The organism is Actinomyces sp. B33 (assembly GCF_028437565.1).
Taxonomy (GTDB): Bacteria; Actinomycetota; Actinomycetes; order Actinomycetales; family Actinomycetaceae; genus Pauljensenia.
In genome coordinates this window covers 354,364-367,962 of sequence record NZ_JAMRYR010000003.1, presented here as the reverse complement: position 1 = coordinate 367,962, position 13,599 = coordinate 354,364, and the positions used below count along the sequence as shown (strand labels likewise).

Annotated in this window: 12 protein-coding genes and 1 tRNA gene; 3 read left to right on the top strand and 10 right to left on the bottom strand. The window is 71.1% G+C overall.

The genetic code is table 11. The features are described from left to right. Positions 1 to 14 precede the first annotated feature (14 nt). The 7 genes from M3T53_RS06195 to pepN all read right to left on the bottom strand — a co-directional run bounded on the left by M3T53_RS06195 (position 15) and on the right by pepN (position 6,489). Positions 15 to 572 carry a MerR family transcriptional regulator gene (locus M3T53_RS06195; protein WP_442866931.1) on the bottom strand — a complete coding sequence of 186 codons (558 nt, stop codon included), beginning with the start codon at positions 570 to 572 and terminating at the stop codon, positions 15 to 17. A gap of 106 nt (positions 573 to 678) precedes the next feature. Next, entirely contained in the window at positions 679 to 1,440 is a 762-nt protein-coding gene (gene ftsR, locus M3T53_RS06190; protein ID WP_272433599.1) for a transcriptional regulator FtsR, read from the bottom strand. After that, on the bottom strand, positions 1,437 to 1,865 hold the full coding sequence (locus tag M3T53_RS06185; RefSeq protein ID WP_272433598.1) for an FHA domain-containing protein: 429 nt from the start codon (positions 1,863 to 1,865) through the stop codon (positions 1,437 to 1,439). Before M3T53_RS06185 ends, ftsR begins: the two co-directional genes overlap by 4 nt. Before the next feature lie 112 nt (positions 1,866 to 1,977). Beyond that, positions 1,978 to 2,733 (bottom strand): DUF881 domain-containing protein, encoded by a 756-nt coding sequence (locus M3T53_RS06180; protein WP_442866930.1) that lies wholly within the window; start codon positions 2,731 to 2,733, stop codon positions 1,978 to 1,980. 3 nt (positions 2,734 to 2,736) lie between these two features. Continuing rightward, entirely contained in the window at positions 2,737 to 3,069 is a 333-nt protein-coding gene (locus M3T53_RS06175; protein ID WP_272433597.1) for a small basic family protein, read from the bottom strand. Between the two features lies 1 nt (position 3,070). Next, on the bottom strand, positions 3,071 to 3,928 hold the full coding sequence (locus tag M3T53_RS06170) for a DUF881 domain-containing protein (RefSeq protein ID WP_272433596.1): 858 nt from the start codon (positions 3,926 to 3,928) through the stop codon (positions 3,071 to 3,073). After that, positions 3,925 to 6,489, bottom strand: a complete 2,565-nt coding sequence (gene pepN, locus M3T53_RS06165) for an aminopeptidase N (RefSeq protein WP_272433595.1) — start codon at positions 6,487 to 6,489, stop codon at positions 3,925 to 3,927. The genes M3T53_RS06170 and pepN overlap by 4 nt, the downstream gene beginning before the upstream one ends. Positions 6,490 to 6,573: 84 nt before the next feature. Between pepN and M3T53_RS06160 the strand changes: the two genes are divergently transcribed. Both M3T53_RS06160 and der read left to right on the top strand, forming a co-directional pair. Further along, on the top strand, positions 6,574 to 8,154 hold the full coding sequence (locus tag M3T53_RS06160) for a UDP-N-acetylmuramoyl-L-alanyl-D-glutamate--2,6-diaminopimelate ligase (RefSeq protein WP_272433594.1): 1,581 nt from the start codon (positions 6,574 to 6,576) through the stop codon (positions 8,152 to 8,154). Positions 8,155 to 8,235: 81 nt separating this feature from the next. Next, positions 8,236 to 9,705 (top strand): ribosome biogenesis GTPase Der, encoded by a 1,470-nt coding sequence (der, locus tag M3T53_RS06155; RefSeq protein WP_272433715.1) that lies wholly within the window; start codon positions 8,236 to 8,238, stop codon positions 9,703 to 9,705. Between the two features lie 386 nt (positions 9,706 to 10,091). Here the strand turns inward: der and M3T53_RS06150 are convergent, their stop codons facing one another. Further along, entirely contained in the window at positions 10,092 to 10,589 is a 498-nt protein-coding gene (locus tag M3T53_RS06150) for a GNAT family N-acetyltransferase (protein WP_272433593.1), read from the bottom strand. Between the two features lie 206 nt (positions 10,590 to 10,795). Beyond that, positions 10,796 to 10,869, bottom strand: a tRNA-Pro gene (locus tag M3T53_RS06145). A 122-nt stretch (positions 10,870 to 10,991) separates the two neighbouring features. Here M3T53_RS06145 and M3T53_RS06140 point away from each other — a divergent pair. Further along, the gene (locus tag M3T53_RS06140) at positions 10,992 to 12,836 is read left to right on the top strand and encodes a glycoside hydrolase family 2 protein (protein ID WP_272433592.1); all 1,845 of its coding nucleotides are present in this window, start codon (positions 10,992 to 10,994) and stop codon (positions 12,834 to 12,836) included. A 10-nt stretch (positions 12,837 to 12,846) separates the two neighbouring features. On the opposite strand, the gene cmk is transcribed toward M3T53_RS06140, so the two are convergent. Further along, positions 12,847 to 13,572: a (d)CMP kinase gene (cmk, locus tag M3T53_RS06135; RefSeq protein ID WP_272433591.1), complete on the bottom strand. Its 726-nt coding sequence runs from the start codon at positions 13,570 to 13,572 to the stop codon at positions 12,847 to 12,849. Positions 13,573 to 13,599 lie beyond the last annotated feature (27 nt).

Below are 13,599 nucleotides of genomic sequence, written 5' to 3'. Positions count from 1 at the left end.
CCGGGGAAGAAAAATCAGGAGGCCGACAGCCTCTTGCGGCGCCGCTCGGCGAGCTCATCGACGAAGCGGTCCTCCGAATGCTCGACCGGAAGATCCGCCAACGACCCCTCGACCTCGCGCCATACCCGCCCCACCGCGATGCCGAAAACGCCCTGGCCGCCCTGGAGCAGATCGATCACCTCATCGGTCGACGTGCACTCGTAGACGGAAGCGCCGTCGCTCATCAGGGTGATCGCCGAGAGGTCGTCCACTCCCCTGTTCTGGAGCTGGGCGACCGCGATGCGCACCTGCTGGAGGGACACCCCCGCGTCGAGGAGCTTCTTGACGACCTTGAGGACGAGGATGTCGCGGAAGGAATAGAGCCGCTGCGACCCCGACCCCCGGGCGGCGCGGATCGACGGTTGGAGCAGGCCCGTTCGGGCCCAGTAGTCGAGCTGGCGGTAGGTGATGCCCGCGGCGGCGCACGCCACCGGACCGCGGTAGCCGACCTCGTCGGTGTCGATCCCCTCCAGAGGATCGCCGAACAGCATGGCCTGCCGCTGGGGGGCGGCTTCGAGAGGTTCGGCGCTCAACTGATGCTCCTCGGATGTGCGATGTCGATGGACCCACGCTAGGCGGGGCGGAGGCCCCGGTCAACGATTCTACCGGCGCGCCTGACCTTCAAGTAGAAGGTGAGACCTATCCGGCGTGTCCGACCAGACGCGCCAGCGACACCCGCAGCATCTCCCGATGCAACTGGGCCATGACCTCCCCGGATTCGCCCGCCAGGGCGGACGCCCTCTCCCGATCCCCCGACCTCGTGCGCGAGACCTGAGACGACACCGTCTGATCGATGATGTCCGCCACGCGCTCGACGCCGTTGCGCACCGAGCGCAGCTGACGGGCGTCGAAGCCCATCGCCTCGAGCTGGACCACGAGCCCGACCACCTGGACCGTCCGCGCCGGGAAGTAACCGCCGATATCGGCGGCGATGATCCCCAGGCGCACGTACTCCTCGATCTTCTCGACGTCGACGCCCGTCAGATCGCACAGGTCCCGCACCGGGATCGACTCGCGCGAGGCCGACACGACCCTCCCCTCGGAGGCGACGATCCGGGCCGCGCGGGCGGCGGCGACCTCGTGCCCGGCGTCCAATGCCCGCAACTGGTCCCCGATGACCCTCAACGGGGTGAAGGAGTCCCGCTGCTGAACGAGGACGTAGCGCAGGCGCTCGACGTCGGCCCGCGAGTACTTGCGATACCCCGCGCCCGTGCGCGCCGGCGACACGAGCCCCTTGTCTTCCAGGAAACGGACCTTCGACAAGGTGATCGCCGGGAACTCCGCCCTCAGATCGTCGACGACCTGCCCGATGGACAGCACCGGGTCGCGCGAGACGCCCCGGGGCCACGGCCCCGCATCCGCCTCGCGCCCCTCGTCGGCCAGCTCGACGGCGAGACTCATGCCCGACGCGGGGAGGGTTGATAGGTCAGCCGGTACTTGCCGATCTGCACCTCGTCGCCGGCCTGGAGCCGCGCCTGCTCGACCCGCTCCCGGTTGACGTAGGTGCCGTTGAGCGATCCGGAATCGCGGACGACGTGGCCGCCGTCCTCGGCGAGGAACTGGCAGTGCTTGCGCGACACCGTGACGTCGTCGAGGAAGATGTCGGACCTCGGCGAGCGCCCCGCGTTCGTCACCTCCGGGTCGAGGAGGAAGCGCGCGCCGGTGTTCGGGCCCCGCTGGACGATGAGGAGAGCCGACCCAGCGGGCAGCGCCTCCACGGCCTCGCGGTCGCGCGCCGACAGGGCGACAGGGGCATCGGCCTCATCGGCGCCACTCATGCCGAAGATCGATGTGGCCGTCGGATCGAAATCCTGCTGGGCGTCCATCCTGCTCCTCCCGGGCGTTCGACTGACGGGTGCGTACGAGGATCAGTGTAGGCGCTGACGCCCCGTCCGACCCAACCTCGGCCGATCGTCGGCGCTGGCGACGCCCACGGGCCTACCGGACCGTCGCGTACCGTGGGGTCAACGGCTCGGCGAGCGAGGAGATCACGACGTCCGACTCCTCGTCGATCGTCACCTGCGCTCCCTTGGCGCGCATCTGAGCGGCCGACCCCGCCTGGATCTCCAAGGCGGTGGCGATCGTGTGGGAGGCGCCGATGACCCGCCACTGGTAGGGGGACGACACCGGGGTGCCGTCGACGCTGATCCCCGAATCGTCGGACAGGAACGAGGACCTGGCCGACAGGCGCACGCCGTTGAGCTCGATGGCCTCCGCGCCGGCGTTGCGCAGCTCTCCGAGGGTCATGACGAACGGAGTGGAGGTCAACGCCCCCTGGGGGTCGACGACCGTCATGACGACCCCCTCGCCGTGGACGCCGACCCGTCCGGAATTGATGAGCGCCTGCGTGCGCGCCTTGTCTGCGGCCGCCGCCGCGGCCTCCTGCTCGGAGGCGGCGGCCTCCAAGTCCGCGAGCTGGGACTGGAGCTCGGCGCGCTCGGCGCGCAGCGCGTCCTCCTGGGAGTTGAGCTCGTTGAGGAGGACGACGAGGTCGTCCTGGGTCAGCGACTCGAGGGGGTCCGCGCGCTGGGCGCGGACCTGGGTCGCCAGGGCGAATCCCAGGAGCAGGGTGATGACGACGAGGAGGAGGTGGAAGCCGCGGGGGACCGCGAAGAACGCGCGCCTGAGCCGGCGGCGCAAGGAGTGGCGGGCGTGCGCGTCGTCGGACCGTCTCGTGCGGGGAGATTCGTCCACGGGTCAGGCCTTGAAGATCAGGCGCCGGATCGACGCGGTATTGGAGAAGATGCGGATGCCCAGGACGACGACGACGGCGGTCGTCATCGCCGAGCCGACGCCGAGCTGCTGGCCGAGGAAGACGAGGAGGCAGGCGACGACGACGTTCCAGAAGAACGACATGACGAACACCCGGTCGTGGAAGGCCCCCTCGAGCCAGGCGCGGGCGGCGCCGAAGAGGGCGTCGAGCCCGGCGACGACGCCGACCGGCAGGAAGGGCTGGAGCCAGGCGGGGACCGTCGGGTCGAAGAAGAACCCGAGGGCGATGCCCACGGCGAGTCCGATGATGGCGAGCACGTCAGCCTCCTGATGGGGCGTCGGCGGGGACGGCGTAGCGGGTCGCCCGGGGGTCCCTCGCCCCCAGGACGAGCTCGCGCGAGCCCGCGGTGGTCATGGTCATTCCGGTGAGCGATTGGGCGCTCGACAGGTAGTCGCCGGTCGCCCCCCTGACGAGGGCGACGGACAGGGCGTTGGCGTCGCCGATCGCCTGGACCTCGTAGGGCGAGCGGATGGGCTCGATGTCGATGAGCATCACCGAGCCCGCGGTGCGGATGAAGGTCCCCGGCCCGATCCTCACGCCGTTGACGGCGATGGCCTCGGCGCCGGCGGACCACAGGGCGTTGACGACGACGTTGAGGTCCTGGTCGCGCACGGCGCCCGACAGGCCGCGGGCGAGGACCGCGGCGTCGCTGCCGTCGCTCAGGGTGACGACGAGTCCGGGGCCGGCGACCTCGGCGGTCGACGTGGCGACGGCCAGCGCCGGGTCGTCGGAGACGGAGGCGGCGGACGCGGCGTCGTAGCCGCGGATCCTCGTCGACAGGGACTGCACGTCGCCGTCGAGGGAGGAGATGAGCGCCTGCTGGGACTGCGCGTGGTCGAGGAGCTCGCCGACCACATCGGCCCGGTCGGCCACGCGCAGGGAGCGGACGGCCACGATCGACGTGAAGCCGAGGAGGGCGGCGAGCAGGAGGACGAGGAGGCGCGTCGGCTCTCGGCCGTCGGCGGCCTCGGGCCCCTCGTAGCTGGTGTATCCGGTGTCGAGAGGATTGGCCAGGAGCCGGGTGAGCAGCGACATGGACGCCGCCGGATCGGACGCGGGCGGCGCGTCCCCTTCTCCCCCGCCCCGCCCGTGGAGGGGGTCCTCCGGCCCGGTCATCGGGCGGCATCCTGGACGCGGATGCGCCGCTCGAAGCCGTCGAGGGCCTCGACGACGAGGCGGGTCAACTGATCGGGTGCGTCGGCGTTGCCGTCGAGCCAGCGCCGCAGGGCGCCGGCGGTCGCCTCGACGCTCGCCGGGTCGGCGACGTCGAGCCCCCGGTCGAGGACGCCGCGCACGTAGCGGATGCCCAAACCGATCGAGTGCTCCTCCCAGAACCGCCTCATCTCGTCGAGGGCGGGGCCCCGGTCGTCGGGGCCGTCCCACGAGGAGTCGGCCAGCCCGGCGAGGACGGCCGTCATCAGATCGTTGGACAGGGTGCCGGCGCGGACCTCCTCCCATGCGGCGGCGCGCGCCGGAGCGGTCGGGATGGCGGCGAGGGCCCGCGCGCGGTGGCGCTTCGCCTCCCCCGTCGGATCGGCGGCGAGCCAGGCGTCGAGGCGAGCCCCGTCGGCCCGGCCGTGGGCGGCCAGGGCGATCCGGGCGCGCCAGGCCAGGTCGAGGTCGTCGGAGTCGGCGAGGGACTCGATGAGCGGGGTCGTCGGGGCGTCGCCGGTCGCCAGGTACTCGAGGACGAGGGCGCGAGTCCACGCGCGCCGCTCGTCGCCGCTCGTGGACTGGGCCGCGTCGCGGGCGGCGGACAGGATCCGGGCGCGCGGGGCCGCGCGCCTCGGGCCGGGCAGGTAGGAGGAGACGGCCTCGTGGGCGAGGGCGAGGAGACGGTCGCGCACCGCGCCCTCGGTCTCGTACGGCGCGTGGGCGATGGCGGCGTCCGCGAAGCGCTCGGGGTCGAGGAGCCCGTCGCGCACGCCGTTCCACAGGGAGGCCCAGACGACGGCGCGGGTCAGGGGGTCGTCGCAGGCGCTGATCGAGGCGAGGGCCGTGTCGGCGGAGCGCTCGTCGAGCCGGGCGACGGCGTAGGTCCGGTCCTCGTCGTTGACGACGACGAGATCGAGGGACCCGGTCGCGCCCGGCCGGTCGAGGAGGCCGTCGGGGTCGACGGGTGCGTCGGGGCCGTCGAGGCGCACGTCGAAGCGCCCGGTCCGTTCCAGGCGCCCGTCGCTCATCGCCCACGTGGAGACGACGACGCGGTGGGGGCGCAGGGTCCGGTCGGGGTCGGTGGGCTCCTGGCGGATGCGGAAGTCGCGGACCTGGCCGTCCGGTCCGGGCGTCCAGGAGGCGGTGAGGACGGAGGGCCCGGTGGTGTCGAGCCAGGCGCGGCGCCACCCGTCCAGGGGCAGCCCCGTCTCGGCCTCGAGGGCGCCGATGAGGTCGTCGAGCCCTGTGGCCCCCCACGCGTGCTCGGCGAAGTAGCGGCGCGCGGCCGCGTAGAACGCGTCCTCGCCGACCCAGGCGACGAGCTGGCGCAGGACGGCGGCGCCCTTGGCGTAGGTGATGCCGTCGAAGTTCGTCTTGGCGGCGGCGACATCGGGGATGTCGGCGGCGATCGGATGGGTCGTCGGCAACTGGTCCTGCTCGTAGGCCCAGGCCTTGCGGCCGATGGCGAAGGACGCCCACTCCCCCGCGTACTCGGTGGCCGTCGAGGCCGCCTCGGTCCCCTGGTTCTCGGCGAAGGACTCCTTGAGCCACAGGTCGTCCCACCACGCGGGGGTCGCGAGGTCGCCGAACCACATGTGGCACATCTCGTGAAGGATCGTGTTCGCGCGCCGCTGGCGCTCGGCGAAGGTCGGACGCTCGCGGGACAGGTAGGTCTCGTTGAAGGTCACGCACCCGGGGTTCTCCATCGCCCCGAGGTTGTACTCGGGGACGAACACCTGGTCGTAGTCCCCCCACGGGTAGGTGGTGCCGTAGCGCGCGTGGAAGAAGTCGAGGCCCGCCCGGGTCACCGCGAGGATGTCGTCGGCGTCCATGTAGGGGGCCAGGGCCCGGCGGCATAGGAGGCGCAGGCGCACGTCGGCGGTCCTGCCGTCCCCGGCCCCGCCGTTCCACCGGCCGCCGTCGACGACCTCCCACGGGCCGGCGACGAGCGCCGTGATGTAGCTCGACAGGGGCCCCGTCCGGGTGAAGGACGTCAGCGCCGTCCCGTCGGGGCGCTCCTCTCGCGAGCGCTCCGCCCCGTTGGAGGCGACCGTCCAATCGGCCGGGGCGATGACGTCGACGGCCCACCGGGGCTTGATGTCGGGCTGGTCGAAGCAGGGCCAGGCGCGGTGGGCGTCGTTCGGCTCGAACTGGGTGTAGAGGTAGACACGCCCGTCCTCGGGGTCGACGTAGCGGTGGAGCCCCTCGCCGGTGCGCGAATAGCGGCAGCTCGCGACGACGTCGAGGCGGAACGGGCGGTCCCCGGGTAGGCCGGCGATCTCGACCCGGTCCTCCTGCCGATCGAAGGCGTGGGGGGATCCGTCGAGGAGGACGGAGTCGACCTCCCCGACGACGTCGACGAAGGTCCTCCCCGAGCGGCACGTCATCGAGAAGGAGGAGGTCACGGGGTAGGCGCGCCGGTCGACATCGGCGGCGCCGCTCAGGTCGACGTGGACGTCGACGGAGTGGACGTCGACGTCGGCGCGGCGCTCGCGGGCCTCGGCGCGGGTGAGGATCTGCATGCCGACGAGTCTACGAGCGGGTGTGGTCGACACCCGCCGTCCGCCCCAGCGGGTCCCGGACTCGGGCGCATTACAGTGGGGCCCATGGCTTCCGTTGTCGACATCCGCCCAGCCGTCCCCCTGATCGACCTCGTCGACGCGCTCGACGGCGTCGGCGTCCGACGTTTCATCGGCGCGAGCGGGTCCGACGAGTCCCTGGTCCCCGGGGCCGTCAGCGTCCGCGGCGTGACCGTGTCCAGCGAGGACTGCGACGACGAGTGGGCGTTCGTCGCCATCGGCGGCCTCGTCCGGCACGGGGCCCGCTTCTCGGGGGCCGCCCGCCGGGCCGGGGCGAACGTCGTCGTCACCGACGAGGCCGGGGCCGGCGAGGCTCACACGGCCTCCGGGGGCCTGCCCGTCGTCGTCGTCGACGACCCGCGCGCGGCGGCGGCCGTCATCTCCGCGAACGTCTACCGGCATCCGGCGTCGCGCCTGACGACGATGGGCGTCACGGGGACGAACGGCAAGACGACGACCTCGTACCTCATGCGCGCGGCCCTGCGGGCCCGCTTCGCCGACCCCGCGCTGTGCGGGACGATCGAGACCCGCATCGGCGACCTGTCCTTCCTCTCGTCCCGCACCACCGCCGAGGCCCCCGTCGTCCAGCGCTTCCTCGCGTTGGCCGACGAGAAGGGCCTGGGGGCGGCCGTCGTCGAGGCATCCTCGCACGCGGTGTCCCTCCACCGGATCGATGGGGCGGTGCTCGACGTCGTCGGCTTCACCAACCTCCAGCACGATCACCTCGACTACTACGGGGATATGGAGACCTACTTCGAGGCGAAGAAGGGCCTGTTCACGCCCGAGCGCGCCCTCAGGGGCGTCGTCTGCGTCGACGACGAGTGGGGGCGCCGCCTGGCCGTCGAGTCCCGGATCCCGGTGGCGACCGTTTCGGCGCTGACCGATGAACCGGCCGACTGGATGGTCCGCGACACGCATCCGGACCCGGCGATCGGCCGGACCGTGTTCACCCTCGTCGACCCGCGGGGGCAGGGCCGACCGGTGGCCATGCCGATCCTCGGCGACGTCAACGTCCAGAACACGGCGCTCGCGATCGTCTCGGCCGTCCAGATCGGATTGGACGTCGACGAGGCGATCCGCGCCGTCGAGGCCGCCGACCAGATCCCCGGGCGCATGGAGAAGGTCAACCCCTCCCCCGGTGACGAGCCTCTCGTCATCGTCGACTACGCGCACACGCCCGAGGCCCTCGAGTGGACGCTGCGCTCGACCCGGGAGCTGACCCGCGGGCGCCTCGTCATCGTCTTCGGCACCGACGGGGACCGGGACGCCTCCAAGCGCGAGCACCTGGCGCAGGTCGCCGCCCGGGGAGCCGACGTCCTGTGGGTGACCGATGAGAACCCGCGGACCGAGGACCCCCAGCGGATCCGGGACGCGCTCATGCGCGGCGTCGCGAGCCAGCGGCCCGGCCTCGAGGGGGTCGTCGAGATCGTCACGTCCAGGCGCGACGCCGTCCGCAAGGCGATCCTGGCCGCCGGGGCCGGGGACACGGTGATCGTCACCGGCAAGGGCGCCGAGTGGTATCAGGAGGTCGAGGGCGTCAAGCACGCGTACAACGACGTCGACGTCGCCCGCGAGGTCCTCGCCTGCGCGCCGCTGGCGCGTATGTGACTGACGAGCCGGACGGCCGTCGACCCCGCCACCCCGTAGGATGGCGGGGTGAACGACTTCGAAGCCGATCTTGACGCCCGCGTGACCGATGCCCCCGTCGAGGAGCCGGTCGAGGACGCCCAGGCGCGGGCCCGCGCGATGCGCGCCAGCCTCGACCAGTTCGACCTCGACGAGGAGGACCTGGCCATCCTGTCGGGCCGGATGGAGGACCCGTCCGAGGACGAGGCCGCGGCGGGCCTGCCGGTCCTGGCCGTCCTGGGCCGACCCAATGTCGGCAAGTCGACGCTCGTCAACCGAATCCTCGGTCGGCGCGAGGCCGTCGTCCAGGACACCCCGGGGGTGACGCGCGACCGAGTGTCGTACCGGGCCGAGTGGGCCGGGCGCGACTTCACGCTCGTCGACACCGGCGGGTGGGAGATCGACGTCAAAGGGCTGGACCGGTCGGTGGCCGACCAGGCGGAGATCGCCGTCGACCTGGCCGACGCGGTCGTCCTCGTCCTCGACGCGACCGTAGGGGTGACGGCCTCCGATGAGAGGATCGTCACGATGCTGCGGGCCAAGGGCAAGCCGGTCGTGCTCGCCGCGAACAAAGTCGATTCGGCTCAGCAGGAGGCCGACGCCTCCTACCTGTGGGCCCTCGGCATGGGCGAGCCCCACCCGGTGTCGGCCCTCCACGGGCGCGGGACCGGGGACCTGCTGGACGCGGTGATGGAGGTCCTCCCCGACGAGTCCGCGATCGCCTCCGCCCTGCCCGAGGGGGGCCCGCGCCGCGTGGCCCTCATCGGTCGGCCCAACGTCGGAAAGTCGTCGCTGCTCAACGCCGTGGCGGGGTCCGAGCGGGTCGTGGTCAACGAGCTGGCGGGGACGACCCGCGACCCCGTCGACGAGCTCATCGAGCTGGACGGGCGCCAATGGTGGTTCGTCGACACCGCGGGCGTGCGGCGCAAGATGCACCGGACGACCGGTGCCGACTACTACGCGTCGATCCGCACGCAGGCCGCCCTGGAGAAGGCCGAGGTCGCCCTCGTCCTCTTCGACGGGTCGGAGCCGTTGACCGAGCAGGACGTGCGCGTCGTCCAGCAGGCGGTGGACGCCGGGCGCGCCCTCGTCATCGTCAACAACAAGTGGGATCTCGTCGACGAGGAGCGCCAGAAGGAGCTCTCAGCGGAGCTGGAGCGCGAACTCGTCCAGGTCCAGTGGGCGCCGAGGATCAACCTGTCGGCGAAGACGACGTGGCACACGAACCGGATCGCCCGGGCGCTCGACACGGCGTTGGCGGGGTGGGACACGCGCATCCCCACGGGGCGCTTCAACGCGTTCCTCGGCCAGTTGGTCGCCGCCCACCCGCATCCGCTGCGCGGCGGCAAGCAGCCCCGAATTCTCTTCGGCACCCAGGTGTCGAGCCGTCCCCCGCGCTTCGTCCTGTTCACGACGGGGTTCCTCGACCCGGGGTACCGCCGCTTCATCGAACGGCGCCTGCGCGAGGATTTCGGTTTCGAGGGGTCCCCGATCCAGATCTCGGTGCGCGTGCGCGAGCGCCGCCGCAAGTAGGCGGACCCGGGTCGGGTTCGACTTCGTCAACCGCCCTCGCCCTCTGCTGCGCCACCGCGATCATCACCGCCGCATCGTGCTGCTGCGTCGCGATTTCGGTGTCCGTCAAGCGGCAGTCGAGTAGCCGCAAGTCGAATGGAGAGACCACCGGATCCGGTTGAAGCCTTCGAGTCACGGTCGTGGGGTCAAATCCCACCAGCCCAACTTTGTGAAATCTTGGTGCATATTTTTGGATTTATTGGTATTAGTGGGCTTGCGTTCAGCCTCACACTAGCGAAACCGAACGCACTGCCACCTACGCTATATGACAATCACCACCATCGATCCCACACCAGTCTCAACGGCCACCCCTCACAACACGTTCACCACGTCACAGGGAAATATACCTAGGGGGTGGTCGGATCAAGGCGGAGCAGCATGACTCCATCAGCCTCCCGGCCGACGACTTCCTCGAAGCCGCAGGACGAGTAGAGACGCCTCGCGTAGTTGTCGCTCTCGACGCTCAGGCTGATCTGTTCAATGCCTCGCTGACGCGCCCCCTCGATAAGCGCAACGAGCAGACGTCGGCCCACGCCCTGCCCTCGCAACGCTGCCGCCACCCACAGGCTGACCTCCGGGGTGTTGCCGTCGATGAAGCCATAACCAGGATCTGTTCCCGGAAGGAACGACGCCCAGCAGACGCCCACCTCCTCGGTCCCGGTCCTGGCAACGACGCCGAAGTCGCCACGGGAGGGCCGAAACTCGGTGTAGTGCACGAGCTCCGGGTTACTCAACACGTCCTGCATGGTGAACCGCTCCGCGCACCAGTTCATGTTCCCGAGGGTTGCGCGACGGAGCAGCTCCGAGCGCTCTGGCCCGAGTTCCACGACCACGACGTCGACCATGGAGATCATCCTAGGATCTGGGTGACTGCCCAGGGCACCAATGTCCGAGCCGTCGCGGCGCGCTCACGTCGTGACGGGGCGCGTCCGGTGAGGGCCGGTCGATGATCTGGTCCTATCCCGCGCCACCATCGCGCCACGATGAAGAAACGGGCCTCAGAGCAAGCACTCCAAAGCCCGTATTCGCTGATTTACAAGGGTTTCGCTTGTCGGGCTGGCGGGATTTGAACCCACGACCCCTTGACCCCCAGTCAAGTGCGCTACCAAACTGCGCCACAGCCCGTATTCACTTCTCACCGCATCGCGCGGCGACTCGGAAATGATAGCCCACGAGGGCCCTCGAAGACCAATCGGCACCAGCACGCCCCGAATGCCTCGCCGCCCGTCCCGGCTACGATCAGACCCATGACCCAGGCGACGACACTGGCCTCCCCATGGGCGCCCTCCCCCACCGACACCCCCCTGGCCGAATACCCGCGCCCGATGCTCCGACGCGACCAGTGGGAGAGCCTCAACGGGCAATGGGACTACGCCATCGTCCCGGGCGCCGCCGACGCCGCCTCCCCCGACCCGCTGCCCATCGACCAGTGGGACGGCACGATCCTCGTCCCCTTCGCCGTCGAGACCGCGGCCTCCGGAGTCCAGCGCCCGCTGACGCCCGCCGACGTCCTCGTCTACGAGCGCACCGTCGCCCTCCCCCGGCACTGGCGCGGACGCCGCATCGCCATCACCTTCGAGGCCGTCGACTATCACGCGCGCGTCTGGATCGATGGAAGCCTCGTCGTCGCCCACACCGGCGGCTACCTCCCCTTCACCGCGGAGATCCCCGACACCCGCCGCGACCGGGTGCGCCTGCGCGTCGAGGTCACCGACCCCACGGACACGGGGATGCAGCAGCGCGGCAAGCAGGCGCTGTCCTCCGAGACCATCTGGTACACGCCCACCTCGGGCATCTGGCAGAGCGTATGGATGGAGCCCCTGCCCGCCGCCGCCCTCACCCGCGTCGCCGCGCGCGCCCACGACGACCTCGAGACCCTCACCCTCCTCGTCTCCTCCGACGGGCCGCCCGCCGACGCGACCGTGCGCATCCACCGCAGATCCCACGACGACGTCGTCGCCGTCGTGCGCACCGGCCGCCCCGCTGATGTCGTCATCCCCGGCGCGAGGACGTGGAGCCCCGACGATCCCCACCTCTACCCCGTCACCGTCACCACCGCCGACGACGAGACCTCTTCCTACATCGCCGTGCGCACCGTCGCGATCTCCGACCCCGACCCTCGCCGCCCCGGCATCCGTCGGCGCAAGTCCGGCCAGGGCCGCCACATCCTCCTCAACGGGCGCCCCCTCCTCGTCAACGCGCCCCTCCAACAGGGCTACTGGCCCGAATCGGGGATGACCGCGCCCCACGAGGACGCCCTCGTCCACGACATGAGGACGATGAAGGAGATGGGGTTCAACGGGGTCCGGGTCCACATTAAGGTCGAGTCCCGCCGTTTCTACCACCTGGCCGACCGGATGGGCATGGTCCTCGTCCAGGACGCCGTCTCGGGGGCGAAGGCCCCCTTGGGCATCAAGCTGTCGGGCGTCATCCAGGGCCTGGACATCACCAGCCCCGACCGCTCCCGGTTCTTCGCGTGGAGGACCGGGCGTTCCAAAGCCTCCGATCGCGCCGAGTTCCTCCACGACTGGATCGCGACCATCCACCACCTCGAGGCGCACCCGTCGATCCTCGTGTGGGTGCCGTTCAACGAGGGGTGGGGGCAGTTCGACGCCCGCCGCGTCGCCGACTTGACCCGCAGGACCGATCCGACCCGCCTCGTCGACGCCGCCTCCGGATGGTTCGACCAGGGGCATGACTGCGGGGACTTCCGCTCGCGCCACCGCTACGTCCTCGCGCTCAAACCGCCGACGCAGCGCGACCCCCGCCCCTACTACCTCTCCGAGTTCGGCGGCTTCAACCTCGCCGTCGACGGGCACCTGTGGAGCCCCGGAACGGCGTTCGGCTACAGGTTCCTTCCCGATGCGAACGCGCTGGCCGAGGCCCTCGCCGATCTGTACCGCACCCAGCTTCTGCGACTCGTCCGCAAGGGGCTGACCGCCTCGACCTACACGCAGGTCAGCGACGTCGAGCAGGAGACCAACGGGCTGATGACCTACGACCGGAGGGTGACCAAGGTCGATCCGGCGTTCATGCGCGGGCTCAACGAGGAGGTCTACGCGGCCTTCGCCCGGGCCCACCCGGCGCTCTGAGCTCGGCTCCTCAGCCCCGCGCCAGCAGGTCTTCGTCGACGAGGGCGAGGACCGCCTCGACGACGCCCCCGACATCCAGCCCGGTCGAGTCGACCACCGCGACCCCCGGCGCGGGCTCCATGAACTCCGAGACCGCCGAATCCGCGCGATCGCGACCCTCGACCTGTTCGCGGACGGCAGCCATGTGCTCCTCGGAGGCGTCCCCGTACAGCTCCAGGGTCCGTCGCCGCAGCCTCGCCTCCTGATCGGCCAGGAGCAGGATCCGCACGTCGGCGTCGGGGCACACGACCGTCGTGATGTCGCGGCCCTCGGCGACCATCCCCGATCCCTGCTCGCGGGCCGCCATCATCCGGGCCCGCTGCTCGCGGGCCATCCACGCTCGGACCCGCAGATTCGTCGACACGTGGCGGATCGCCAGGGCGATCCGCGGATCGCGGATGTCGGAGGTGACCTCTGCGTCCCCGACCCAGTAGTGGGGGTTGCGCGGGTGGGAGTCCATGCGCAGGGGCATCTCGTCGGCGGCTCCGGCCACCGCGGCCTCGTCGGCCAGGTCGATCCCCGACTCCAGCGCGTACCAGGTGAGCGAGCGGTACATCGCCCCCGTGTCGAGGTAGCCGATGCCCAGGCGCTCGGCGAGCAGCTTCGACACCGTCGACTTGCCCGATCCGGCGGGGCCGTCGATGGCGATGGTGATGCCGATGCGGGCGATGCGCTCGCGGCGCTCCTGGTCGTTCACATGATCCTCCTCGAAGATTCCCCGGGC